The following is a 22,180-nucleotide window of genomic DNA, read 5'->3' as shown; positions in this document are numbered from 1 at the left end:
CTCGTAGCGGAGCTACCAGGGCTTTTCGGCAACGCCGCGAGGTGCGGTGCCAGACCACGCGACCCGGGCGGGCATATGGCAAGGACCCCTGAGGGCCGAGGAGGCCGGCCACGCCCGCTGCCCGACGGTGGTGCTGATGTTCACCACCGTGCCACCGGTGCGCACCAGGTGGGGCACGGCCGCCTCGGTCAGCAGCGCGGGGGCCACCAGGCTGGTGGCGAGCATCCGGTGCGCCGCGGTCCGGGTGAGTTCGCCGAACCCGGGGCCGCCGGCCAGCGCCGCGTTGTTGACGAGGACGTCCAGACGCCCGAAGCGTTCCACCGTCGCCTCGATCACGGCCGCCGTCGCGTCCTCGCCGGTGACGTCCGCCTGCCGCACGTGGATGCGCGGGGAGGCCGCGGCGGTCCCGGCCAGCGGGCCGGGCCGCCGCCCGACGGCCACCACCGTGTCGCCCAGCGCGGCGAAGCGGTGCGCGAGCGCCCGCCCGATGCCGCTGCCCGCCCCGGTCACGACGACGGTGCGCGGGGCGGCGGCGCCGTCTCCCCGCCCGGGGGACGGGGCGGGCGCTGCGGATGAGGGCGTGCTGCCGGGGTGCCCGGCGGCGGGCGGAGTCGGGGCGGAGGAGGCGTCGAAGGCGCCGGTCTGCTCGGTCATGCGGAGCAGAATGCGACCCTGACGCCGGCGGCAGGGTCAAGCGCACCGGCGACGGACCTCCTCGGGCGGCAGGCGGGCCGCCGGGGCCGGGTGCGTCGTTTACCGCCCGGGAAGGGCCTCTCAGGCCGCGCCGCCGTCGTCGAGGACCCCGAGGCGGGCGAGGGCCGCGGCGGCGGGCGCAGCGAGCCGGGGGTGGTCGCGGGCGGCGCGCAGGACGGGCAGGGCTCGCCGGTCGCCGAGCGTCGCCAGTCCTTCGACGCAGGCCAGGGCGACGCGCCAGTAGGGCGTGCCGGGGACCAGGAGCCGGTCCAGGGTGGCTATCAGCGCCGGCACGGACTGCGGGGCACGCAGCTCGGCGAGGAGCCGGACGGGGTGCAGGGCGTAGGCGGTGCGCAGGGGGTTGGTGGCCAGCGCGGCGGCTGCCCGGGCGGTCCGCGGGTCGCCCAGCCGGGCCAGGGCGTGGGCTGCCGTGGCGCAGCGGACCGGGTCGCGGTAGTTGAGCAGCAGCACCAGCGTCTCGAAGGCCCGCGGGTCGCCGGCGCAGCCGAGCACGAAGGCTGCGATCTCCCGGGCCCACAGGGGGCGTTCGATGGCGGTGAGGACGTCGGCGAGCTCGTCGTGGCCGGCCGGCGGCCGGCGCCGGGCCAGGGACAGCAGCCGTTCGTAGAGGGCGAGGTCGTCGGTGGAGCGGAGTTCGGTGCGGACGCGGTCGGTGAGGGCGTGGAACGGCGCCGCGTCGTCGTCCGTGCCGGCGGGCTTCGCGCGGTGCGCTCTGTGATCTCCCATTGCGGCTCCCCTCCACGGACCACCCATGGCTCTCTCCGCCTCCCTTCCCCTCCTACGGCGCGGCAACTCCCCCGCGGCCCGGTCGACTCGCCGCGGCCCGCCCGCGGCGGGGCCGGGCCGGCCCGCGCCCGGGCGGGGCACCGGCCCCGTCGTGCGGTCCGCCGGGAGGGGCCGGTGGGCGCCGGCGCGGGCGTCACGGACGCTCCCGCCTCGCACGGCGTCACCGGGCCGGGGGCCTTCCCCGGCCACCGCGCGGACCGCCGGCGGGAGGCGCTGTACTGGACCCGTGCCACGTCAGACGGCCATATGCAGTACCGTCCCAGCATGTCCCAGCCGCCTCGCGCCTCGTCGTCAGAGACCCCCGACACCCCCGCCAGCCGCCGTGCCGCGGCCCAACGGCTCAAGATGCGACGGGAGCTCGCGGCAGCGGCCATGGAGCTCTTCGCGACCAAGGGGTACGAGGCGACCACGGTCGACGAGATCGCCGCGGCGGCGGGGGTGGCGCGGCGCACCTTCTTCCGCCACTTCCGCTCCAAGGAGGAGGCGATCTTCCCGGACCACGACGACACGCTGGTGCGTGCGGAGGCGGTGCTGGACGCCGCGCCCCCGCACGAGAACCCGCTGGACACGGTCTGCCGGGGCATCAAGGAGGTCATGCGGATGTACGCGGCCTCCCCCACCGTGTCGGTCGCCCGCTACCGCCTGACCCGCGAGGTGCCCACGCTCCGGGAGGCCGAGATCGCCTCGGTGGCCCGCTACGAGCGGCTCTTCACGCGCTATCTCCTGGGCCACTTCGACGAGGGCGCGCACCGCGAGGGCGACGACGACCCGCTGCTCGCGGAGGTCGCCGCCTCGGCCGTGGTCACCGCCCACAACCACGTGCTGCGGCGCTGGCTGCGGGCGGGCGCCCAGGGCGACGTGGAGGCGCACCTCGACCGGGCCTTCGCGATCGTCCGTGAGACCTTCGGCACCGGCATCGGCGTGGGGCGCTCCGTGCCGGACGCCGCCACCGCGACGGTCAGCCCCTCGGGTGAGGTACTGGTGACCGTGGCCCGCACGGACGCGCCGCTGGGCGAGGTCATGCGCACGATCAAGCGGGCGCTCGGCGGCGGCTGAGCCGGCGCGCCGCCGGGCCCGCCGCCTCGCCGACGGCCCGGTCGTGGCCGGCCGTAGGGTCGGGGTGATCGTCTGACGTTCCCCTGGAGGTCCCCGCATGACGTCCCCCACTCCCAGCACCCCGGGCAGCGCCGCGGACACCGCTCCTGCCGCCGCGTCGGGGACCGCTGCCCGCCGGTCGCGTCCGCGCCGCTCCTGCCTCGCCGTGCCCGGCAGCAACCCCCGCTTCCTGGAGAAGGCGCAGGGGCTCCCCGCCGACCAGGTCTTCCTCGACCTGGAGGACGCCTGCGCCCCGCTGGCCAAGGAGGGCGCCCGCCACAACATCGTCGACGCCCTCAACACCGGTGACTGGAGCGGCCGGACCCGGGTCGTGCGGGTCAACGACTGGACCACGCAGTGGACCTACCGCGACGTGGTCACCGTCGTGGAGGGCGCGGGTGACCGGTTGGACTGCCTGATGCTGCCGAAGGTGCAGAACGCGCAGCAGGTCGTGGCGCTGGACCTGCTGTTGACGCAGATCGAGAAGACGCTGGGCCTGGAGGTCGGGCGGATCGGCATCGAGGTGCAGATCGAGAACGCCCGGGGCCTGGTGGAGGTCGACGCCATCGCCGGCGCCTCACCGCGTCTGGAGACCGTCGTGTTCGGGCCCGCCGACTTCATGGCCTCGGTGAACATGCGGTCGCTGGCCGTGGGGGAACAGCCGCCGGGCTACGACGCGGACGCCTTCCACTACGTCTACATGCGCCTGCTCATGGCGGCCCGCAGCCACGACCTCCAGGCAATCGACGGCCCCTACCTCCAGATCCGCGACGTGGACGGGTTCCGCAGGGTCGCGGGGCGCACCGCGGCGCTGGGTTTCGACGGCAAGTGGGTCCTGCACCCGGGGCAGATCGAGGCGGCCAACGAGGTCTTCTCCCCCTCCCAGGAGGACTACGACCACGCGGAGTTGATCCTGGACGCCTACGCCTGGCACACCTCGGCAGCCGGTGGCGCCAAGGGGTCGGCCATGCTCGGTGACGAGATGATCGACGAGGCCAGCCGGAAGATGGCGCTGGTCGTCTCGGGCAAGGGAAGGGCCGCGGGGATGGTCCGCACCTCCCGGTTCGAGCCGCCGGAGTCCTGACCACCGCACGGGAAGAGGCAGTTGCCGCCTGCCCCCCGGTTCCGGCACCCACCGCCCGTGCGCCGCGCGGGGGTTCGGGAGACCGGCCCCTGACCGCCCGGACGCCCGTGCCGGGGCCGGCGTCGCGTCCGCGGGGTGGGTTCGGCGGCCTTCGGCGGCGGGTGCGGTCGCGCCCCCGGGCGGGGATGCGGTCCGCCGCCCGCCGGCGGGCCACCGGCGGGTCCCGCGACTCCTCCGGCCGGGGTGTGAGCTGTGGGGGTGCTGCGGGGCCCTGCCCTCCCCGGGCGGGAAGAGAGTGGTTTCCCTCACACTGCGCCGCTCGGGGGCGGCACCACCGCGGGTGGACCGTCCCGTCACCGTGCGTGATGTCCTCGTCGAGGCGGGAGCGGGGGCGCATGAGCAGCGCGGCGGCGCCCGCGGGGGCCGGAAGCGCCGGGCGGGTCGCCGCGCGCCCCTGGCGGTCGCCTGCGGCCTCGTGCGGGCCCGCCGGGGCGGACGCGGCGCGCCCGGCCACCTCCGGCCATCCGTTCGCCTCACAGGGCCCCGGCGGGACGGGCGGGCGTCCGCCGGGTGCCGGGCTTCCCCCGCGGGGGCCGGATTGCTCCTGACCGGTGAAGGAACGGGCGAGATCCGGAGGACGATCACTGGACGGCAGGTACCGGAGGGGAATCATCCCCTTGCCGATATGACCGTTTTGTTCATGTTTGCCCTAGAGGAAGATCACACCCTGTCATCGCTTCTCGGCCACGGATTGGCGCTGGCTCTTGGCCAGTTGCCGCCTGTAACCGATAGCATCCCGAGAAAGCCGCACGTCCCCCTTGCATTCGCGGCACCCTCCGCTACGAAGGTCATCCATGCCCCACAGCTCATCCTCTGCTCACAGCGGTCGCGTCCGCCTGGCGCGCGGAGCATCGCCGTGGCTCCTGCCGACCGTCGCCACGGCCGCGGTCAGTCTCGCCCGCTCCCGCCGCTCGGGACGCTGGGCGGCTGCCGCCGTACCCGCCACCGCCCTCGCGGCCGGCATGCTGTGGTTCTTCCGCGACCCCGAGCGTCAGATCACGCAGGGGCGGGTCATCGCCCCGGCGGACGGCGTGGTGCAGAGCATCATGCCGTGGAAGGACGGACGCACCCGGGTCGCGATCTTCATGAGCCCGCTGAACGTCCACGTCAACCGCGCCCCGCTCGCCGGCACGGTGACCTCCGTCGAGCACGTGCCCGGTGGGTACGTCCCGGCGTTCAACAAGGAGAGCGAGCACAACGAGCGGGTCGTGTGGCACTTCGACACGGAGCTCGGTGACATCGAGATGGTGCAGATCGCCGGCGCGGTCGCCCGCCGCATCGTGCCTTACGTGCCCCAGGGCTCGAAGGTCGAGCAGGGCGAGCGGATCGGCCTGATCCGCTTCGGTTCGCGGGTCGACCTCTACCTACCGGAAGGCGTGGACGTCGCCGTCGAGGTCGGCCAGGCCACCACTGCGGGGGTGACTCGTCTTGACCGTGATTGATCCCGACACCCAGGCGGGCTGGGCGCCCGAGCTGGAGGAGGAGACGGGCGAGCCGGACATGCCGCTGTCGACGCGGCTGTCGATAGCGGACACGCTCACCCTCGGCAACGCCATCTGCGGCTTCATGGCCGTCTACTTCACGACGACCGGTGTCCTCATCCCACACCTCACGGGGACCGAGGACGGCGGCATGGCCCGGCACAGTGCGGCCATGGCGGTCATCCTGATGCTCGCCGCGTCGATCTTCGACCTCTTCGACGGGCTCGTGGCCCGCAAGCTCCGCAGCTCGGCGATGGGGGCCGAGCTCGACAACCTCTCCGACCTGATCAGCTTCGGTCTCGCGCCGGCCTACTTCGTGGTCACGTGGGGCATGGTGGCGCAGGACGCCCACCAGCGGGTCTCGGTGGTCGCCGCGGTCGTGGTGCTGCTGGCCGTGGTGCTGCGGCTGGCGAGGTTCTCCTGCGTGACGCTGCGGGACGGCATCTTCCAGGGCATGCCGAGCCCGTTCGGCGCCCTGACGGTGGTCGCCATCGTCCTGCTGGAGCTGCCGTTCTTCCCGACCCTGCTGGCGATCATGGGCGTGGCGTGGCTGATGGTGAGCCGCGTGGAGTACCCCAAGCCGCGGGGCCGCCTCGCCGTCGCCATGCTGGCCTGGATCGTGCTCAGCATGGGGCTGCTGACCGGCTGGGCCCTGGACGCACCCGGCGGGCAGCTGGTGCTGCAGACCGGCTGCTCGCTCCAGATCGTGCTGGGCGCGATGATCCCGCTGTTCGCCACGGCACGGCGGGTCAACACCTTCCGGGGCAACCGGCGGGAGGCGCGGGCGGCGCAGACGCAGCTGCCGTAGCCGCCGCAGGACGGACGACGGGCCGGGGCCCGGGCATCTCGCCCGGGCCCCGGCCCGTTCCGCGTACCAAACGCCCTCAGCGCCGCCCGGAGGCCCGACGAGGCAGTGGCCGCCCCGGAAACCCCGGGGCGGCCACCGCAGGCCGTTCAGGGCCCCCTCAGACCAGGAAGTCGCGGGCCAGGCGCTCGGCCGCGTCGGCCAGCAGCGGGCCCGCCTGCGCCATGCAGCGCGCCGGGTCGGGCTCCACGTCCAGCAGGGCGTACGCGGCGCTGATGCCGGCCTCTCGCAGCGCCTGTGCGGACAGCGTCGCGCGACCGCAGACCGCGGCCACCTCCAGCCCCCGCTTCCGGGCCGCGGCCGCCACGCCGGCGGGGGCCTTGCCGTGCAGTGTCTGCTCGTCCAGGGAGCCCTCGCCGGTGATGACGAAGGAGGCGCGTTCGAGCGCCGGCGCGAAGCCGAGGACCTCGAACATCACGTCGATGCCGGGCCGGAAGACCGCGTCCAGGCCCACCAGGGCGCCGTAGCCGATCCCGCCCGCGGCGCCGGCCCCCGGGGCCTCGGCGCTGCGGGCCGCCCGCTCCCCCACGGCCTCCTCCAGCACCTTGGCGTAGTGGGTGAGCGCGGCGTCGAGCAGGGCGACGTCCTCGGGGGCCGCGCCCTTCTGCGGGCCGTAGACGGCGGGGGCGCCCTTGGGACCGGTGAGGGGGTTGTCGACATCGCTGGCGAGGATCACCTCGGTGGCGGCGAGACGGGGATCCAGTCCGCTCAGGTCCGCGGTGTGCAGGTCCCGCAGCCCGCCGCCGCCGGGGCCGACGGGCCGACCGTCGGCGGTCAGCAGCCGGGCACCGAGCGCGGTGAGCATGCCGGCGCCGCCGTCGGTCGTGGCGCTGCCGCCGACGCCGAGGACCAGCGTCGTGGCGCCCGCGTCCAGGGCGGCGCGGACCAGTTCGCCGGTGCCTCGGGTGGTGGCCGTCAGCGGGGCGAAGACGCCCTGCGGCAGGTGCCGCAGGCCGGACGCCTCGGCCATCTCCACGACGGCCGTGCCCTGCCGGTCGAGGGCGAAGGTCGCTTCCACCGGCTCCCCGGTGGGCCCGCTGACGCTCACCTCGTGGCGGCTGAACCCCGCGGCCAGGGCCGCCGCGACCGTCCCGTCACCGCCGTCGGCGACCGGCACCGACTCGACCTCCAGGCCGGGCACGACCCGGCGCAGGCCCTCGCTCACGTGCTCGGCGACCTCGACCGCCGTGAGAGAGCCCTTGAACTTGTCCGCTGCGACCAGCACGTGAGCCGCCCGTGTCCTTGCGTCAACCACCGTGTAACCCCTTGCTCCGCGGGTCTCCCCGCTGTTCCGACCTGGGCAGTCGCGCCGAGGCGACCTTAACCGCCCGGCACCCGGGTGCAACAGGCGTCGCCTTCGGAGCAGGTGCGCAGGCCGGGCGGCCGGGGGCCGGGTGGGCCGCCGGGGCGACGGGCCCGGGTGGGCACCGCGTGAGACGCGCACCGCTACCCTCGGGCGCATGAGCCACGACTACGACAGCTACATCGCCGGCCTGCCCCGTGTCCTGTCCGGGGCGGGTGTCGTCTTCCGCGACGCGGCGGGGGGCCTGCTGGTCGTCGAACCGGGCTACCGGGACACCTGGCTGCTGCCGGGCGGAACCATCGAGGCGGACACCGGCGAGACGCCCCGTCAGGCCGCACGCCGGGAGACGGCCGAGGAGATCGGCCTCGACATCGAGCCCGGCCCGCTGCTGGTCGTGGACTGGGTCTCCGGCGAGCGGCGGCCGCCCCTGGTCTCCTACCTGTTCGACGGCGGGGTGCTCTCGGCCGGGCAACTGGCCGCCATCAGGCTCCAGGAGGAGGAGCTCCTCTCCTTCCGGGTCCTGCCCGTGGACGAGGCCCTCGCGCTGATGTCGCCCGGCCTGGCCCGCCGGGTCCGGGCCGCACTGACGGCAGCCGACTCGGGGCGGGGCGCCGTCGAGCTGGAGGACGGCCTTCCGCCCGTCCCCCGCGGGCCGCACGGCAGTTGAGGGCCGGTGCCGTCGGCGGGCCGGCCCCGCTGACGGCACCGGCGGGGCCGGCGTGGTCACACCTCCAGTCGCGCCTCGATCTGGCGGAGCTGGTGGCGGGCCATGGCGAGGTTGGCACGCCTGCGGTCCAGGGCGAGGTAGAGGAACAGGCCGCTGCCGCCCCGGCTCTTGAGCAGGCGGATGAGGTGGTACTGGGTGTCCAGGGTGATGAGGATGTCCTCGATCTGCTCGTCCAGGCCCAGGTGTTCCATGGTGCGGGCCTTGGCTCTGACCACGTCGGTGTTGCCGGCGGCGGCGACGTTCAGGTCGAGCTCCGCGCCCCCGCCTACGGTGCCGAGCGCCATACCGCTGGTGTAGTCGACCAGGGCCACCCCGAGGGTGCCCTCGACGGTCGACATCGTCTCCTTCAGCGCCGCATCGACGTTGCTCATCGTGTCTCACCTTCCGGGATTCCACGGCGGTTGCCGTGCTGTCGGGTCGCCGGGACCGTCACGGCCCCGGCCGGTCTCGTGTCCGGTACGCCGGGTGCGCCGGGCGTCCGGCCGCAGGAGCCCTGGCGCCCGGGCGCGGGTGTCAGGGGTGGGCCGGTCGTTCCAGGGCGCCGGCGACGACTGCGGCGATCCGCTCGCCGCTGCGGCGGGCCTCCAGGTGCAGGCGGCCGACGTTGGTGCGCGGGCCGGCCGTCACCGTGAGGACGGCCGAGGGTCCCGCCGCGTAGCAGGCCACGTAGCCGTGTTCGCCGCGGACCAGGAGTTCGCGGAAGCCGCCCTGGCCGGTGGCGTCCGCGAGCCGCTGCGCGACGCCGAGCGCCGCCGCGGTCAGGGCCGCGGTCCCCTCGGCTTCGACGGACTCCGCCTCGTGGGCCAGCAGCAGTCCGTCGGTGGTCGCCACGAGCGCCCCGGCCAGGTGCGGCAGGCGTGCGCGGAGCCGGACGAGTTCCTCTCGTACCTCGGTTTCCACCGCCACGAGTTGTCTCCTTTCGGCGCGCGGTCTGAGGGCGCGTCTCCTCATGACGGCCGTGGGCGGGGGAAGTACCGGTGGCGGTCGCGCGTCACAGGGTGGCCTCCAGGGCGTCACGTATCCGGTGCAGGGTGGCGAGGTCCGGGGTGCCGGAGAGGTCGGCGGGGCGCCGCTCGGGGCCGGCCGGCGGCTCGGGCCCGGGGGTGGCCGCGAGGTGTCCGGAGGCGGCGAGCCGGCGTACGTCGAGCAGGGTGTGGAAGGCGGGGCGGCCCAGTTGCCGGGCTATGGCGGCCGGTGTGCGGGAGCCGTCGGCCAGGGCCAGGACGGCGCGGTGGCGGGGCGGCAGGAGGACGCTTCGCGGCGGTGGGTCGGCCAGGCGAACCGGCGCTTCGTCCAGGTCCGCGGTCGGCCAGGCCCGCTCCAGCATGGCGCGGCGTCTGCGGGCCTCGCGCACCAGCCGGTCCGCGTCGACGGGGTGGGAGGGGCCTATCCAGTGGCGGGCGCCGGCACGGAAGCGGGGCGGCGCGGCCTTCGCGGGTCCGTCTCCGGCCACGGGCCGGTCCGGGAGGGGGCCGGGAGGTTCCGGGCCGGGGTCGGGCCGGTCGGCGGGGTTCCCGGACGCCGGTGAGGGGGCGGGCGGGCGCAGGACGAAGAAGGCTGCGTCGCAGACCGCCGTCAGGTGGCACATCTCCAGTTCGCCCCTGCCGAGCAGCCCGGACTCGACGAGGTGGGCGCCGACCCGGTGCCGGGCGCCGGCCCGGGCCACCGCGCGGTCCCAGTCCTCGGGGGTGAGCAGGCCGCCGACGGTCAGCAGGAGGTCCATGCCGGGGGCCTGCGGAGCCTCGGCGTGCACCACCCGGCCGTCGAGCAGGTAGAGGACCCCGCGGTCGGTAAGGAGGGCGCCGGTGGCGCGGGCGGCGGCCAGCGCCACCAACCTGGTCGCAGTGTCCTGCGGGGGTTCTGCCGCCGGGTCGCGTCTTCGGGGGCGGACGGGCGGAGCGGGCGCCGCGGTGGTGCCGGGTCTTCGTCCGGTGGCGGGGGCCCCGGTGTCCGGCGTGCGGGGGGCGGGGCTCACTCCAGCACCAGCCGTTCGGTCAGCTCCCGCAGCCGGATGCGGGCCAGGGCGAGGTTGCCCTCGGCGCGGCCGAGCCAGATGTGGAGGAAGACGCCGGCCTCCAGGGCGCTCTCCACCACGCGCAGGAGGTGGTAGTGGGTGGCGGAGGTGATGAGGAGGTCCTCCACCCCACCGCCCCCGGCCGGGTCCGCGCCGCCGGGTGACGACTGGGGGGCGAAGACGCTCTGTTCGACCGTCAGCCGCACCAGCTCCGCCGCCTCGGCCGCAGTGGTCTCGTGGTCGCCGCGGGGCGGCTCACCGACCGTGCCCAGGGCGAGGCCGCTGGTCCAGTCCACGAGTGCCGCTCCCTGCGCCCCGGAGAGCGTCATGGCGTCGAGCAGGCAGGCGTCGATTCCCGGCATGTCTCTCTCCTCCGGCGCCTTCGGCGGTCTGGGATGCCTGCGTGTGCTGAGGAGGTTACGCAATGCGGTGGGAGGCCGGTGGCGGAATGGCAAATTCATTTGGAATTTGCCAACGGCCCTGTCCACAGCGTCCGGCCGCCGCCGGCCCGCGGAGCTCCGTACACCCACCGGCGCGCCCCGCTCCCCGCCCGGACGCCCGGGACCCGCGCGGCCCGGGCGCACCGCTCACCCCCGTCCGGTGCCGTCCTCGTGCAGCGTCGCGGCGAAACCGGCCAGCAGGGAGGCGACGGCGAGGCGGAAGCGCGCCTCGTCGTCCGTACCCTCGCCGGTGGCGGCGGCCCGGGTGAGCAGCGGGTAACGCACCGGGTCGTGCGCGGCGATCCACGGGGCCGCGCCGCGCGGCTCGGCCTCGCCGGCCGCCGCCGCGTGCCGGGCCTCGGCTGCGGTGTGGGCGATCACGAGCAGGGAGAGGGTGTTGAGGAGGTCCAGAGCCCGCCCGAGGGGGAAGCTGGCGGCGGTGAGGACGCTCAGTCCGCGCTCCACCGCGTCGAGCGTCGCGTCGGTCACCGCCCGGCGGGTGGCGGCCAGCGGCAGCGCTCCCGGGTGGTGGGCCAGGGCGGCGCGCAGGGCGTGGGCGTAGCCGGTGAGGTAGGTGCGCCAGTCGGTGTCCCCGTCGACCGCCGGCAACGCGGGCGCGAAGACCCGTTCCACCACGCCGTCCAGCAGGGCATCCTTGTGGGGGACGTAGTGGTAGAGCGTCATGGCCTCGACGCCGAGCAGTGCGCCGAGCCGGCGCATGGTCAGGCCCTCGACCCCGTCGCGGTCGACCAGTTCCAGGGCGGCGTCCAGGACGCGTTCCCGGGTCAGTCCGGCTCGCTCGCCGCGTGCCCGCTTCCTCGCCGCCATCCCGCCCGTCCCCTCACGTGACGCCATTGATTCTTACATTGTAAGTGCCAGACTGCCCCCGCTTCTTACATCGTAAGCAACGAAGTGCCAGGGGGAGTTGTGGCAGTCGTCAGGAACGACCGGACCGCCCGTCCCGGGGAGTCGGGGCAAGCCGTGCGGTCCGGGCAGGCGGAACCGTCGGCACAGGCGGAGCAGGCGGTACGGGCGGCCAACCGCAGTGCTGTGCTCGCCCTCTTCGCCGGCGTAAGTGACCGGCGCCCGGCGGACATCGCGGAGCTGCTGACCGAGGACGTCGCCGACCACAACAAGGTGATCCACGGGGAGCCCGAGGAACCGGGCGCGGCCCTGGAGGGCATCCGCCGGCAGCTGGCGGCCTTCGCCGACCTGCGGGTCCTCCCCCAGGAACTGGTGGCCGAGGGCGACCGGGTCGTGGCGCGACTACTGGTGAGCGGCACCCACACCGGCGCGCATCCCGCATGCCCGAGCCCACCCACCGCTCGTTCGAGGTGGAGCAGATCCGGCTGCTCGGTGCCGGACCACGCGACCCGGGCGGGATATGGCAAGGACCCTGAGGGGTGTGCGCGAGCGGACGGCCGGGCGGCGGGCGGCCCTCGCCGCAACCGTGGCGGAGTTCTACGCTGGAGATGTCGTCTTCCAGACGGTAGGTACCGAAATGACCGGAGCGATAGTTCTCATCATCGTCGTGGTCCTGGCGGCACTCGTGATCACGGGCGGGTCCGCCTTCCGCGTCATCAGACAGTACGAGCGCGGCGTCGTGCTGCGCCTGGGACGGTTGAACGGCAGCGCTCGGGCGCCCGGCCTGACGACGATCGTTCCGTTCGTCGACCGGCTGCACAAGGTGAACATGCAGATCGTCACCCTGCCCATTCCGGGCCAGGAGGGCATCACCCGCGACAACGTGACGGTGCGCGTGGACGCCGTCGTCTACTTCAAGGTCGTCGATCCGATCAGTGCGGTCGTGGAGGTCGAGGACTACCGGTTCGCGGTCTCGCAGATGGCCCAGACCTCCCTGCGGTCGATCATCGGCAAGAGCGACCTGGACGACCTGCTCTCCAACCGCGAGAAGCTCAACCAGGGCCTGGAGCTGATGATCGACTCGCCTGCCGTCGGCTGGGGCGTGCAGATCGACCGGGTCGAGATCAAGGACGTCTCCCTGCCCGACACGATGAAGCGGTCCATGGCCCGCCAGGCCGAGGCCAACCGTGAGCGGCGGGCCCGGGTGATCAACGCCGACGCGGAGCTGCAGGCCTCCAAGCGGCTGTCGGAGGCCGCGCAGCAGATGTCCTCGCAACCCTCGGCCCTGCAACTGCGGCTGCTCCAGACGATCACGGCAGTGGCGGCGGAGAAGAACTCCACGCTGGTGCTGCCCTTCCCGGTGGAGCTGCTGCGGTTCCTCGAGCGCGCACAGCAACCGGGCTCGTCCGACGGGCAGGACGCACCGGCGGCCCTCACGGACGGCAAGGCTCCGGCAGCCGGGCCTGCGGGCGAGGACCGCACCCCGGCTGCCGGGTCCGAGGGCGACGGCGGGCAGCGCCGAAGCGCGCCGCCGGACTCCCCCGGCGCCTCCCCGGACCTGCCGCTGCCCCCGGACCCGGCCGTGGAGGCCCGAGAAGCGGTACGGCACACGACCGACGTGACCTGACCCCTGACCCTTTCCCGAACCCTGCTCCGCCCGGCCGACCGGCTCCGGTCGACTGGGCGGAGCGCGCGGTGCGGGGCACGGGCGCGCCCGCCCGGCGGAGCAGGTGCCGTGCCGGGGGCCGGTACTCCGCCGGGTGCCGTGGGCGGCCCGCGGCGTGTGCCTCCGGCCCGGTCCGCGATCCGTCCGGGGCAGGCCCACTCACGCCGGCAGGCGGTTGACGGGGTGGTCGTCGGTGGCCCAGAGGTACTGCACGGCGTAGGCACGCCAGGGGCGCCACCGTTCGGCATGGCGGACGAGGGCGGCCGGGGTGCCGGGCAGCCCCAGTCCTGCCGCGGCCCGCCGCAGGCCGAGGTCGGTGGGGACGAAGGCGTCCGGGTCGCCCAGACCCCGCATCGCCACGCACTCCACGGTCCACGGGCCGATACCGGGCAGCGCCGCGAGCCGGGCCCGGACCGCCTCGCGGTCCTCGCCCACGTCGAGCCTGACCTCGCCGGCCGCCAGCGCCGCCACCAGCGAGGTGAAGGTGGCACGCCGAGTGCGGGGCAGGGCCAGGGTCTCGGGGTCGAGGCCGGCGAGGGCGTCCGGACTGGGGAAGAGGTGGGTCAGGCCGCCTTCGGTGTCCACCACCCGCTCCCCGTGGGCGACCACGAGCCGGCCCGCGTGGGTGCGGGCCGCGGCGGTGGAGACCTGCTGGCCCAGGACCGCGCGGAGGGCGAACTCCTCGGCGTCCACGGTGCGCGGCACCCGGCGCCCGGGGGCCTTCGCCACCAGCGGGGCCAGCACCGGGTCGCCGGCGAGCAGTTCGTCCACGGCCTCGGGGTCCGCGTCCAGGTCCAGCATGCGGCGGCACCGCGCGATGGCGCCGGTGAGGTCGCGCAGGTCGGTCAGCGAGAGCCGGCACTCCACGTAGTCGGGGCGCGGCCTGAGCGCGACCGTCCCGTGCCCGTAGGGCAGCCGCAGGGTGCGGCGGTAGGCGCCGTCCCGCCACTCCTCCACCCCCGGCACGGCGGTGGCGGCGAGGTGGCCGAAGAGGTTGTCGGGGCAGAGCGGGGCGCGGAAGGGGAGGCGGAGGCTGAGCACCCCGGTGGGCACGGCCTGCCGGTTCCTCGCGGCTCGGCTGCGCAGCTCACCGGGTGGCAGGGCGAACACGGTCCGGACCGTGTCGTTGAAGCTGCGGATGCTGGCGAAGCCCGCGGCGAACGCCACCTCGGCCATGGGCAGGGTGGTGGTCTCGATGAGGAGCCGCGCGGTCCGGGCGCGTTGTGCCCGGGCCAGGGCCAGGGGGCCGGCGCCGAGTTCGGCGGTCAGTTGCCGCTCGACCTGGCGGGCGCTGTAGCCGAGTCGGGCGGCCAGCCCGGTGACACCGTGGCGGTCCACCACGCCATCGGCGATCAGGCGCACGGCGCGCGCGGTGAGGTCGGCGCGGGCGTCCCACTCCGGGGAGCCGGGCACCGCGTCGGGGCGGCAGCGCTTGCAGGCCCGGAAACCCGCTTCCTGGGCCGAGGCCGCACTCGGGTGGAAGGTCATGTTCTCGGGCTTGGGGGGCGCCACCGGGCAGCTGGGACGGCAGTAGATCCCGGTCGTGGTCACCGCCACGTAGAACCAGCCGTCGAAGCGCGCGTCGCGCGACCGGACGGCTCGTCGGCAGCGCTCGGTATCGGTGTGCATGAAGCCCAGGATCGTCGACGAGGAAGGCTCGGGCTGGCAGGAATCCGACGTCGACGTGCTGCTGCCCGACCGCCGCCCGACGCTCCCACCCGCCCCGGCGGCCCGCCCGGCGGCGACACCCGCCGTCCCGTCCGCCACCCGCCGCGGCAACCGCACCCGTGCCTGCCGGTGTCCCGATCGCCTGACGACGCGGCACCAACTTCACCGCGGAGCTCACGGAATGTCGGAGATGGCTGTGGGTTACCGTTTTCCCTTTTCTTCTGCGTCTTCCTCCCGGCATTGCCGGTAAAACGGTCACACCTCTTCGCGGGGAGACCGTCGTCGAGTTTTCCTGACAGGGACTGCCATAAATACGGCCGGTACCGCCGTGAATTACTGTCAGAGACTGCCGCCAAGTCGGACTTCGCGGCGGGAACGGACACCCGGGTCGACTCCTCGGCGTCTTCAGCCGATCGGCACACCTACGGCACATCCGCCACATGGGCGCCCCCGGCCAGGCACCTCGCCACCTGCCCCACCGGCGGCGGAGCAGACGGCACCGTTCCGGAGCAGGCGATTCCGAATCATGCCCCCCAGCCGATGACGATCTTGTGAAGGGTTCCCGGTCGGGCAATGAACACCTGTCCACCACCTGTTCCCGACCGTGAAGAAAGGCGCCGGTCGAGCACGACACGGATTAGCAACGGTCGGCAGCGGCGTGGTTTTATCCATCGCGCTGCGGGAGTTGCTCACCGGGTCCCCAGGTATGCCGGGGCAGCAACCGTCACGCCCTTCTCGAATGGCGCGCCGCAGCACCGTCAACCTCTTCGCTCATAAGGAGACCGAAATGAACTCCGCACCCAAGGTCGCCACCCAGGAGATCTCCGACGCCGACCTCGACAACGTCTCGGGCGGCATGGCGGGCGGCCCCGTCGCCGGCCTGACCGACACCGTCGGCGCCACCGTCGGCAACACCCTCGGCGGCGTCCTCGGCACCGTCGGTGGCGTGAACGTCCAGGCCGGTGCCGGCGTGCACGCCGGTCCGGTTGCCGCGGGCGGCAACGTCGGCGTCGGTCTCTGAGAGACCACCGCACCACCACACCGCCACCAGGTACGCACACCGGCGGTTCCCCGGTCGCGCTCCGGCGCGACCGGGACGTGCCCCGGGCCTGAAAAGGCCCGGGGCACGTGGTGCTCCCGCACCCGGCAAGATCCGCAAGACAGGCCCCGGCCTCCCCACCGGCTCCGCCGCCCGCCACGCCCGCGGGCAACCGCGCCCACGGCTGCGGGTGTTCGGAAGCCCTGGAGGCCTCCCGGGGCACCGCTCCACCGGCAGTGGGGGAAAGACTTCCGTGCAGTTCCGCCAGCAGGCCCTCTCCAAGCTGCAGTCCTCCGAGGACATCGACCTCCCGGTACGGCTGGCCCGCCCCCGCGGCTGGATCGCGCTGGCCGTCTCCCTGGTGGTGATGGCGCTGGCCACCGGCTGGGCCGTGACGGGCGCCGTCTCCGACACGCTGGAGGGCCCCGGCATCCTCACCCACGGCCAGGGCAGCTACGTCCTGCAGAGCCCGGTGGCCGGGCAGGTGACGGCCGTACTGGCGAAGGAGGGCTCCCTCCTCCCGGCCGGCACCCCGCTGCTGCGGGTCCGCACCGCCCGTGGTGAGACCTCGGTGCGCACCCTCGCCGCCGGCCGCCTCACCGGCCTGGACACCGCCATCGGCTCGGTGCTGGGCGCCGGGAGCGACGTTGCCTCCGTGGAGCGGGTGCGCCACGCCGACGACCCGCTGACGGCCACCCTGTACCTGCCGGCGGAGCGGGGTGCCTCGGTGCCGCGGGGCGCCGTGGTGAACCTCTCGGTGCAGTCGGCGCCCGCCGGGACCTACGGCACCCTGCGCGGCCGGGTGCTGGCCACCGGCCGGACCGCGACCTCCCGCCGCCAGGTCGCCGCCTTCCTCGGCAGCGACGACCTGGCCCGCGAGTTCACCCGCGACGGCCCCCCGGTCGCCGTCCAGGTGCGTCTGGACCGCTCGTCCGGTACTCCGTCCGGCTACGCCTGGTCCTCGCCGCACGGGCCCCCGTTCCACCTGACCTCCATGACACCGGCCACGGGCACGGTGCAGCTGGCCGCACGGCACCCGATCGATTGGCTCCTTCCGTGACGACCCCTCCGCAAGCCGCCGGCCCACCGCGGCCGGCACCCGCCGGGACCAGCGGCCGGCACCGCCCCGAGGCGGCCCGGAGCCGGCGCGCCGAACCCTCGCGCGGACGGCGCCGGGCCCCGCGGGGCGGCGAGACCCCTCGCCGGGGTCCCCGTACCGTGCGCACCCCCACCGTCCTGCAGATGGAGGCGCTGGAGTGCGGCGCGGCCTCGCTGGCCATGGTCCTGGCCCACCACGGCCGCCACGTGCCGCTGGAGGAGCTCCGCATCGCCTGCGGCGTCTCCCGCGACGGCTCGCGCGCCAGCAACCTGCTGAAGGCCGCGCGCTCCTACGGCCTGCGCGCCAAGGGCATGCAGATGGAGCCGGAGGCGCTGGCGGAGGTGGCCGCGCCTGCCGTGCTGTTCTGGGAGTTCAACCACTACGTCGTCTACGACGGCATGGGGCGGCGGTGGGGGCGGCGCGGCGTCCACATCAACGACCCCGACAAGGGCCGCCGTTTTGTGCCCGCGGAGGAGTTCGACACCAGCTTCACGGGCGTGGTGCTGGTGATGGAGCCGGACGCCTCCTTCCGGCGCGGCGGCCGGCGCCCCGGCATGCTGCGTTCGCTGCCTGCCCGGCTGCGCGGCACCAGCGGCACCCTGCTGGCCTCGCTGCTGGCGAGCCTGCTGCTGGTGGGGGTCGGAGCGGCGGTGCCCTCGCTCAGCCGCACCTTCATCGACACCTTCCTCCTGGACGGCCGCTCCTCGCTGCTCGGCCCACTGTTCGCGTCGATGGCGGTGACGGTGGTGCTGACCGCCGTCCTCACCGCGGTGCAGCAGGCCAACCTGCTCCGCGGCCGGATCATCTCCTCCACGCTGAGCAGCGCCCGCTTCCTGCGGCACCTGCTGCGGCTGCCGGTGACCTTCTTCGCCCAGCGCGGCCCCGCGGACCTGGTGCAGCGGCTGCGGTCCAACGACACCGTGGCCGAGACGCTCGCCCGTGACCTGGCGTCCGCCGCGGTGGACGGCGTCGTGGTCGTGCTCTACGCCCTGCTGCTGTGGACCTACGACCCGCAGCTGACGGTGATGGGCATCGGCCTGGCGCTGCTCAACGTCGTGGCGATGCGGCTGGTGGTGCGGCTGCGGGCGACCCGCACGCAGAAGCTGCGGGCCGACAGCGCCCGGCTGACCTCGACCGCCTACACCGGTCTGCAGCTGATGGAGACCATGAAGGCCACCGGCGGCGAGGACGGCTTCTTCCGCCGCTGGGCCGGACAGCACGCCGTGACGCTGGAGGAGCAGCAGCGTCTGGGCGTGCCGACCGCGGTGCTGTCCGTGGTCGCCCCGGCGCTGGCCACCCTCAACAGCGCCCTCATCCTCGGCGTCGGCGGCCTGCGCGCGGTCGACGGCCACCTCTCCGTCGGGCTCCTGGTGGCCTTCCAGGCACTGGTGACCCGCTTCACCGCCCCTCTCACCCGGCTGAACGGCGTCGCGGGGCGCATCCAGGACCTCTCCGCCGACGTGGCACGCCTGCGGGACGTGGAGAACTTCCCGGTCGACTCCCTCTACACCCGCTCCCGCCCCGACGACTCCACCCGCCGCCTGGCCGGCCACGTGGAGCTCTCCGGCGTCACCTTCGGCTACAACCCGCTGGACGAACCCCTGCTGCGGGACTTCGACCTGACCGTCGGCCCGGGCCGGCAGGTGGCGCTGGTCGGCGGCTCCGGCAGCGGGAAGTCCACCGTCTCGCGGCTGGTCTCGGGGCTCTACAGCCCGTGGCAGGGCACGATCCGCATCGACGGCCGGCCCCTGGCGGACATCCCCCGCGGCTCGCTCGCCGCCTCCGTCTCCTTCGTCGACCAGGACGTCTTCCTCTTCGAGGGCACGATCCGCGACAACGTGGCGCTGTGGGACCCCTCGGTCCCCGACGAAGCGGTGGTCGAGGCACTGCGGGACGCGGCGTTGTACGAGGAGCTGGTGGCGCGGCGCCCGGAGGGTGTGCACAGCCGGGTCGAACAGGACGGCCGCAACCTCTCCGGGGGCCAGCGGCAACGGCTGGAGATCGCCCGTGCGCTGGTGCGCCGCCCCAGCGTCCTGGTGCTGGACGAGGTGACCAGCGCGCTGGACGCCCGCACCGAGCAGGTCGTCATGGACAACCTCCGCCGCCGCGGCTGCGCCTGCGTGGTCATCGCCCACCGGCTGAGCACGGTCCGCGACAGCGACGAGATCCTGGTACTGGACCACGGCACGGTCGTGGAGCGGGGGCGGCACGAGGAACTGGCCGTGGCCGGCGGCGCGTACGCCGAGCTGATGAAGGAGCACCGCGATCACTGAGACCTCACCCGCCGGCCACCCGCACCCGGCGCCCGGCCTGCTCGGCGCCGGCGACGAGGTGGTGCAGGCCCTGGGCGCGCTGGGCGCTCCCGTGGCAGGCGCCGGACTGCGCAGTCTGCCGCTGGAGGGCCCGCAGGTGCTCTGGCTGGTGGTGGCCGGGGCCCTCGACCTCTTCGCCGTCGACGCGGAGGTGGACGGCCACTGGCACTTCCTGGGCCGGCTGGAGGTGGGCGCGGCACTGCCCGGGCCCGTCACCGGCCCGCGCCACACGCTGGTGGGCCGGCCGGCGCAGGACTGCGCGCTGCGCCGCATCCCGCTGCGGGAGCTCTACCAGCCCGGCGGGGCGGGGCAAGGCGGGCCGCAGGGTGCCTGGGAGGGCCAGGACCCGTGGGGCGGCGGATGGGGCGGGGCGGCTCCCGACCCCTACGCCCCGGAGTGGTCCGGCGCCGGCGGGTACGGCGGCGCGCCCTCGCCCCTGGAGCACGCCGTGGCGCTCGGTGTCAGCCGCAGCCTCGGGGTGCTCTTCGAGGTGCCGCTGGGCGGGCCCACGGGTCTGGAGGGCGAGGAGGTCGACGAGGACGACCTGCTGTGGCTGCCGGTGCCCCCGGGCAGCGTCCGCTACGGGGCCGAGTACAGCGCTCAGGCCGCTGGCGACCTGCTGATGGACGGCGCCCTGTGGCAGCGGATGGTCAACCAGCAGTACCGGTTGGGGCTGGCGGTCGACCGGTGGATCGAGGCCCACGAGCGCGCGCACGAGGACCGCACCGCGGCCGGCATCCGTGCCGGTGAGGACGTACGCGACCGGGCCGACCAGGCGTTGGTCGCCGCCATCGGGGGCCGCCGCCGCTCGGCGCGGCGCGGCGCGGCGCAGGACGGCACCGACGGGGCGTTCGCGGTGTGCCGGGTGGTCGCCGAGGACTGCGGGATGCGGCTGACCGAGCCGCCCCGGGGCGTGGTCGTCGACCCGGACGCGGACCCGGTGGAGCGGGTCGCCACCGCCGCCCGGATACGGACCCGCGCGGTGCGGCTGGCCGGCCGGTGGTGGCGGGAGGACCACGGCCCGCTGGTCGGCTACCGGGCCCGCTCCGGTGCGCCCGTGGCGCTGCTCTTCCGACGCGGCCGGTACGAGGCGGTCAATCCCGCCACCGGCAGCCGGGTCCGGTTGGACGCGGACGCGGCCGGTGAGCTGGAGCCGCGGGCCGTGATGCTCTACCGGCCGCTGCCCGACGAGCCGATGACGATGTGGCGGCTGCTGCGGTTCAGCGCCCGCGGCACCGGCCGCGACCTGCGCCGCCTGGCGCTCGCCGGGCTGGTGACCGTGGCGCTCGGTTCGCTGGTGCCGGTGGCGACCGGCCATGTGCTGGGCTCCCTGGTGCCGCAGGCCGAGCGCGGGCCGATCGTGCAGGTGGCGCTGGCGGTGGTCCTCTCGGCGGTGGTGGCGGCCGCGTTCTCGCTGACGGAGAACCTGACGCTGCTGCGGCTGGAGGGGCGGCTGGAGGGCGCGCTGCAGCCCGCGGTGTGGGACCGGCTGCTGCGGCTGCCCACCCGCTTCTTCGCGGGGCGCTCCACCGGTGAACTGGCCAGTGCGGCCATGGGCGTCAGCGCCATCCGCCGGGTGCTGTCGGGGGTGGCGCCGGTGGTGCTCCAGGCCGGCACGATCGGTGTGGTCAACATGGCCCTGCTGCTGTACTACAGCGTGCCGCTGGCGCTGGCGGCCGTCGGCATGCTGGTGGTGATCGCCGGCGTCTTCAGCGCGCTGGGGCTGTGGCAGGTGCGGTGGCAGCGACGCCTGGTGGAGCAGGAGAACAAGCTCAACAACCAGGCCTACCAGACGCTTCGGGGCCTGCCGAAGCTGCGGGTGGCGGCGGCGGAGAGCTTCGCCTACGCGGCGTGGGCCCGCGGTTTCGCCCGCTCCCGCGACCTCCAGCAGCGGGCCGGGCACATCCGCAACATCACCGTCGCCGTGGACGCGGTCTACCTGCCGCTGTGCTCCCTGCTGGTCTTCGCGCTGCTGGCCGGCCCGGCGCGCGGCACCATGTCGGCGGCGGCGTTCCTGACGTTCCAGACCGCCGTCACCATGCTGCTCCAGTCCGCGACCCAGCTCACCAACGCGCTGGTGGGGGTGGCCGCCGCGCTGCCCATGTTCGAGCAGGTCAAGCCGATCCTCGACGCCAAGCCGGAGGTGCACGGCGGCAGTGCCCGGCCCGGCGTGCTCTCGGGGGCGTTCGCGGTGCGCGGTCTGTCCTTCCGTTACCGCGAGGACGGCCCGCTGGTCCTGGACGACGTCTCCTTCGAGGTGGCGCCGGGCGAGTTCGTGGCGGTCGTCGGCGCCAGCGGCTGCGGCAAGTCGACGCTGCTGCGGCTGCTCATCGGCTTCGAGACGCCGACGGCCGGCAGCGTGCTCTACGACGGTCAGGACCTCTCCGCCCTGGACCAGGCCGCGGTGCGCCGACAGTGCGGGGTGGTGCTCCAGGACGCGCAGCCGCTGACCGGCACGATCCTGGACTGCGTCCGCGGCGCGGAGCCCTTCACCCCGGAGGAGGTGTGGGAGGCGCTGGCGCTGGCGGGGCTGGCGCAGGACGTGCAGCGGATGCCGATGGGCTTGCACACCATGATCTCGGGCAGCGGCGCGGTCTCCGGCGGACAGCGGCAACGGCTGGTGATCGCACAGGCGTTGATCCGGCGGCCGAAGATCCTCTTTCTGGACGAGGCCACCAGCGCGCTCGACAACGAGACGCAGCGGGTGGTGATCGAGAGCACCCGGCAGCTGCACGCCTCCCGGCTCGTCATCGCCCACCGCCTCTCCACCGTCATGGACGCCGACCGGGTCCTGGTGATGGCGGACGGCTCCATCGTCGAACAGGGCCCGCCGGCCGAGCTGATGGCGGCGGGCGGCGCACTGTACGAGCTGGCGCGGCGGCAGCAGGGGTGAGGGGGCCGTGTGCCCCGGGTCGCCGGGCACCGGATCGCCCTGGCAGGCCCGGGCCGGACCCGGTACCGTC

Annotated in this window: 19 protein-coding genes and 1 pseudogene; 11 read left to right on the top strand and 9 right to left on the bottom strand. The window is 74.7% G+C overall.

The genetic code is table 11. From position 1 onward, the window contains the following. Positions 1 to 12 precede the first annotated feature (12 nt). Together ACFV3R_RS30580 and ACFV3R_RS30575 are read right to left on the bottom strand one after the other, a co-directional pair. Positions 13 to 654 (bottom strand): SDR family oxidoreductase, encoded by a 642-nt coding sequence (locus tag ACFV3R_RS30580; RefSeq protein WP_385589912.1) that lies wholly within the window; start codon positions 652 to 654, stop codon positions 13 to 15. Between the two features lie 120 nt (positions 655 to 774). Then, positions 775 to 1,440, bottom strand: a complete 666-nt coding sequence (locus ACFV3R_RS30575) for a HEAT repeat domain-containing protein (protein WP_385589910.1) — start codon at positions 1,438 to 1,440, stop codon at positions 775 to 777. Between the two features lie 324 nt (positions 1,441 to 1,764). Here ACFV3R_RS30575 and ACFV3R_RS30570 point away from each other — a divergent pair, with 324 nt between their 5' ends. The 4 genes from ACFV3R_RS30570 (at position 1,765) to pssA (ending at position 6,028) form a co-directional block, all read left to right on the top strand. Beyond that, positions 1,765 to 2,556, top strand: a complete 792-nt coding sequence (locus tag ACFV3R_RS30570; protein WP_385589908.1) for a TetR family transcriptional regulator — start codon at positions 1,765 to 1,767, stop codon at positions 2,554 to 2,556. A gap of 97 nt (positions 2,557 to 2,653) precedes the next feature. Beyond that, positions 2,654 to 3,679, top strand: a complete 1,026-nt coding sequence (locus ACFV3R_RS30565) for an HpcH/HpaI aldolase/citrate lyase family protein (protein WP_385589906.1) — start codon at positions 2,654 to 2,656, stop codon at positions 3,677 to 3,679. A gap of 854 nt (positions 3,680 to 4,533) precedes the next feature. Further along, on the top strand, positions 4,534 to 5,181 hold the full coding sequence (locus tag ACFV3R_RS30560) for a phosphatidylserine decarboxylase (protein ID WP_385589904.1): 648 nt from the start codon (positions 4,534 to 4,536) through the stop codon (positions 5,179 to 5,181). Further along, positions 5,168 to 6,028: a CDP-diacylglycerol--serine O-phosphatidyltransferase gene (gene pssA / locus ACFV3R_RS30555; RefSeq protein ID WP_385589902.1), complete on the top strand. Its 861-nt coding sequence runs from the start codon at positions 5,168 to 5,170 to the stop codon at positions 6,026 to 6,028. Before ACFV3R_RS30560 ends, pssA begins: the two co-directional genes overlap by 14 nt. 157 nt (positions 6,029 to 6,185) lie before the next feature. Here pssA and ACFV3R_RS30550 read toward each other — a convergent pair whose 3' ends face one another. Then, the gene (locus ACFV3R_RS30550) at positions 6,186 to 7,310 is read right to left on the bottom strand and encodes a glycerate kinase (protein WP_385589900.1); all 1,125 of its coding nucleotides are present in this window, start codon (positions 7,308 to 7,310) and stop codon (positions 6,186 to 6,188) included. Positions 7,311 to 7,545: 235 nt separating this feature from the next. Here ACFV3R_RS30550 and ACFV3R_RS30545 point away from each other — a divergent pair, with 235 nt between their 5' ends. Then, positions 7,546 to 8,055, top strand: coding sequence for an NUDIX domain-containing protein (locus tag ACFV3R_RS30545; RefSeq protein WP_385589898.1), 510 nt, complete (start codon positions 7,546 to 7,548; stop codon positions 8,053 to 8,055). A gap of 56 nt (positions 8,056 to 8,111) precedes the next feature. On the opposite strand, the gene ACFV3R_RS30540 is transcribed toward ACFV3R_RS30545, so the two are convergent. The 5 genes from ACFV3R_RS30540 to ACFV3R_RS30520 form a co-directional block, all read right to left on the bottom strand. Then, entirely contained in the window at positions 8,112 to 8,486 is a 375-nt protein-coding gene (locus ACFV3R_RS30540) for a hypothetical protein (RefSeq protein WP_385589896.1), read from the bottom strand. Between the two features lie 142 nt (positions 8,487 to 8,628). Next, positions 8,629 to 9,066, bottom strand: a complete 438-nt coding sequence (locus tag ACFV3R_RS30535) for a roadblock/LC7 domain-containing protein (protein WP_385589894.1) — start codon at positions 9,064 to 9,066, stop codon at positions 8,629 to 8,631. Between the two features lie 40 nt (positions 9,067 to 9,106). Next, positions 9,107 to 10,090, bottom strand: a complete 984-nt coding sequence (locus ACFV3R_RS30530; protein ID WP_385589892.1) for a transcriptional regulator — start codon at positions 10,088 to 10,090, stop codon at positions 9,107 to 9,109. Continuing rightward, complete coding sequence (locus tag ACFV3R_RS30525) at positions 10,087 to 10,491, bottom strand: hypothetical protein (RefSeq protein WP_385589890.1); 405 nt, start codon at positions 10,489 to 10,491, stop codon at positions 10,087 to 10,089. Before ACFV3R_RS30525 ends, ACFV3R_RS30530 begins: the two co-directional genes overlap by 4 nt. A 225-nt stretch (positions 10,492 to 10,716) precedes the next feature. Then, positions 10,717 to 11,424 (bottom strand): TetR/AcrR family transcriptional regulator C-terminal domain-containing protein, encoded by a 708-nt coding sequence (locus tag ACFV3R_RS30520; protein ID WP_385589888.1) that lies wholly within the window; start codon positions 11,422 to 11,424, stop codon positions 10,717 to 10,719. A 57-nt stretch (positions 11,425 to 11,481) separates the two neighbouring features. On the opposite strand from ACFV3R_RS30520, the pseudogene ACFV3R_RS30515 reads away from it, so the two are divergent. Together ACFV3R_RS30515 and ACFV3R_RS30510 are read left to right on the top strand one after the other, a co-directional pair. Beyond that, positions 11,482 to 11,835, top strand: a pseudogene (locus ACFV3R_RS30515) (nuclear transport factor 2 family protein); the annotation flags it as partial. Between the two features lie 235 nt (positions 11,836 to 12,070). Further along, a complete protein-coding gene (locus ACFV3R_RS30510; protein ID WP_385589916.1) occupies positions 12,071 to 13,060 on the top strand; it encodes a slipin family protein in 990 nt (329 codons plus the stop codon). 198 nt (positions 13,061 to 13,258) lie between these two features. On the opposite strand, the gene ACFV3R_RS30505 is transcribed toward ACFV3R_RS30510, so the two are convergent. Beyond that, positions 13,259 to 14,728: an AlkA N-terminal domain-containing protein gene (locus tag ACFV3R_RS30505; RefSeq protein WP_385589886.1), complete on the bottom strand. Its 1,470-nt coding sequence runs from the start codon at positions 14,726 to 14,728 to the stop codon at positions 13,259 to 13,261. Positions 14,729 to 15,554: 826 nt separating this feature from the next. Here ACFV3R_RS30505 and ACFV3R_RS30500 point away from each other — a divergent pair. The 4 genes from ACFV3R_RS30500 to ACFV3R_RS30485 all read left to right on the top strand — a co-directional run bounded on the left by ACFV3R_RS30500 (position 15,555) and on the right by ACFV3R_RS30485 (position 22,110). Continuing rightward, a complete protein-coding gene (locus ACFV3R_RS30500; protein WP_385589884.1) occupies positions 15,555 to 15,788 on the top strand; it encodes a type A2 lantipeptide in 234 nt (77 codons plus the stop codon). A 271-nt stretch (positions 15,789 to 16,059) separates the two neighbouring features. Next, a complete protein-coding gene (locus ACFV3R_RS30495) occupies positions 16,060 to 16,866 on the top strand; it encodes a hypothetical protein (RefSeq protein ID WP_385589882.1) in 807 nt (268 codons plus the stop codon). After that, positions 16,863 to 19,178, top strand: coding sequence for an NHLP family bacteriocin export ABC transporter peptidase/permease/ATPase subunit (locus ACFV3R_RS30490; protein ID WP_385589880.1), 2,316 nt, complete (start codon positions 16,863 to 16,865; stop codon positions 19,176 to 19,178). The genes ACFV3R_RS30495 and ACFV3R_RS30490 overlap by 4 nt, the downstream gene beginning before the upstream one ends. A gap of 58 nt (positions 19,179 to 19,236) precedes the next feature. Continuing rightward, positions 19,237 to 22,110, top strand: coding sequence for an NHLP bacteriocin export ABC transporter permease/ATPase subunit (locus tag ACFV3R_RS30485; RefSeq protein ID WP_385589878.1), 2,874 nt, complete (start codon positions 19,237 to 19,239; stop codon positions 22,108 to 22,110). Positions 22,111 to 22,180: the final 70 nt, after the last annotated feature.

It is taken from the genome of Streptomyces sp. NPDC059740 (assembly GCF_042733155.1).
Taxonomy (GTDB): domain Bacteria; phylum Actinomycetota; class Actinomycetes; order Streptomycetales; family Streptomycetaceae; genus Streptomyces.
The sequence above is the reverse complement of the archived record's forward strand: the minus strand, read 5'-3'. Positions and strand labels throughout refer to the sequence as shown.

Coding starts and splice junctions, on each gene's coding strand:
- ACFV3R_RS30535 (WP_385589894.1), bottom strand. CDS start 9,066: ATGAGGAGACGCGCCCTCAGACCGCGCGCCGAAAGGAGACAACTCGTG.
- ACFV3R_RS30545 (WP_385589898.1), top strand. CDS start 7,546: ATGAGCCACGACTACGACAGCTACATCGCCGGCCTGCCCCGTGTCCTG.
- ACFV3R_RS30565 (WP_385589906.1), top strand. CDS start 2,654: ATGACGTCCCCCACTCCCAGCACCCCGGGCAGCGCCGCGGACACCGCT.
- ACFV3R_RS30500 (WP_385589884.1), top strand. CDS start 15,555: ATGAACTCCGCACCCAAGGTCGCCACCCAGGAGATCTCCGACGCCGAC.
- ACFV3R_RS30560 (WP_385589904.1), top strand. CDS start 4,534: ATGCCCCACAGCTCATCCTCTGCTCACAGCGGTCGCGTCCGCCTGGCG.
- ACFV3R_RS30525 (WP_385589890.1), bottom strand. CDS start 10,491: ATGCCGGGAATCGACGCCTGCCTGCTCGACGCCATGACGCTCTCCGGG.
- ACFV3R_RS30520 (WP_385589888.1), bottom strand. CDS start 11,424: ATGGCGTCACGTGAGGGGACGGGCGGGATGGCGGCGAGGAAGCGGGCA.
- ACFV3R_RS30510 (WP_385589916.1), top strand. CDS start 12,071: ATGACCGGAGCGATAGTTCTCATCATCGTCGTGGTCCTGGCGGCACTC.
- ACFV3R_RS30505 (WP_385589886.1), bottom strand. CDS start 14,728: ATGCACACCGATACCGAGCGCTGCCGACGAGCCGTCCGGTCGCGCGAC.
- ACFV3R_RS30570 (WP_385589908.1), top strand. CDS start 1,765: ATGTCCCAGCCGCCTCGCGCCTCGTCGTCAGAGACCCCCGACACCCCC.
- ACFV3R_RS30540 (WP_385589896.1), bottom strand. CDS start 8,486: ATGAGCAACGTCGATGCGGCGCTGAAGGAGACGATGTCGACCGTCGAG.
- ACFV3R_RS30575 (WP_385589910.1), bottom strand. CDS start 1,440: ATGGGAGATCACAGAGCGCACCGCGCGAAGCCCGCCGGCACGGACGAC.
- ACFV3R_RS30580 (WP_385589912.1), bottom strand. CDS start 654: ATGACCGAGCAGACCGGCGCCTTCGACGCCTCCTCCGCCCCGACTCCG.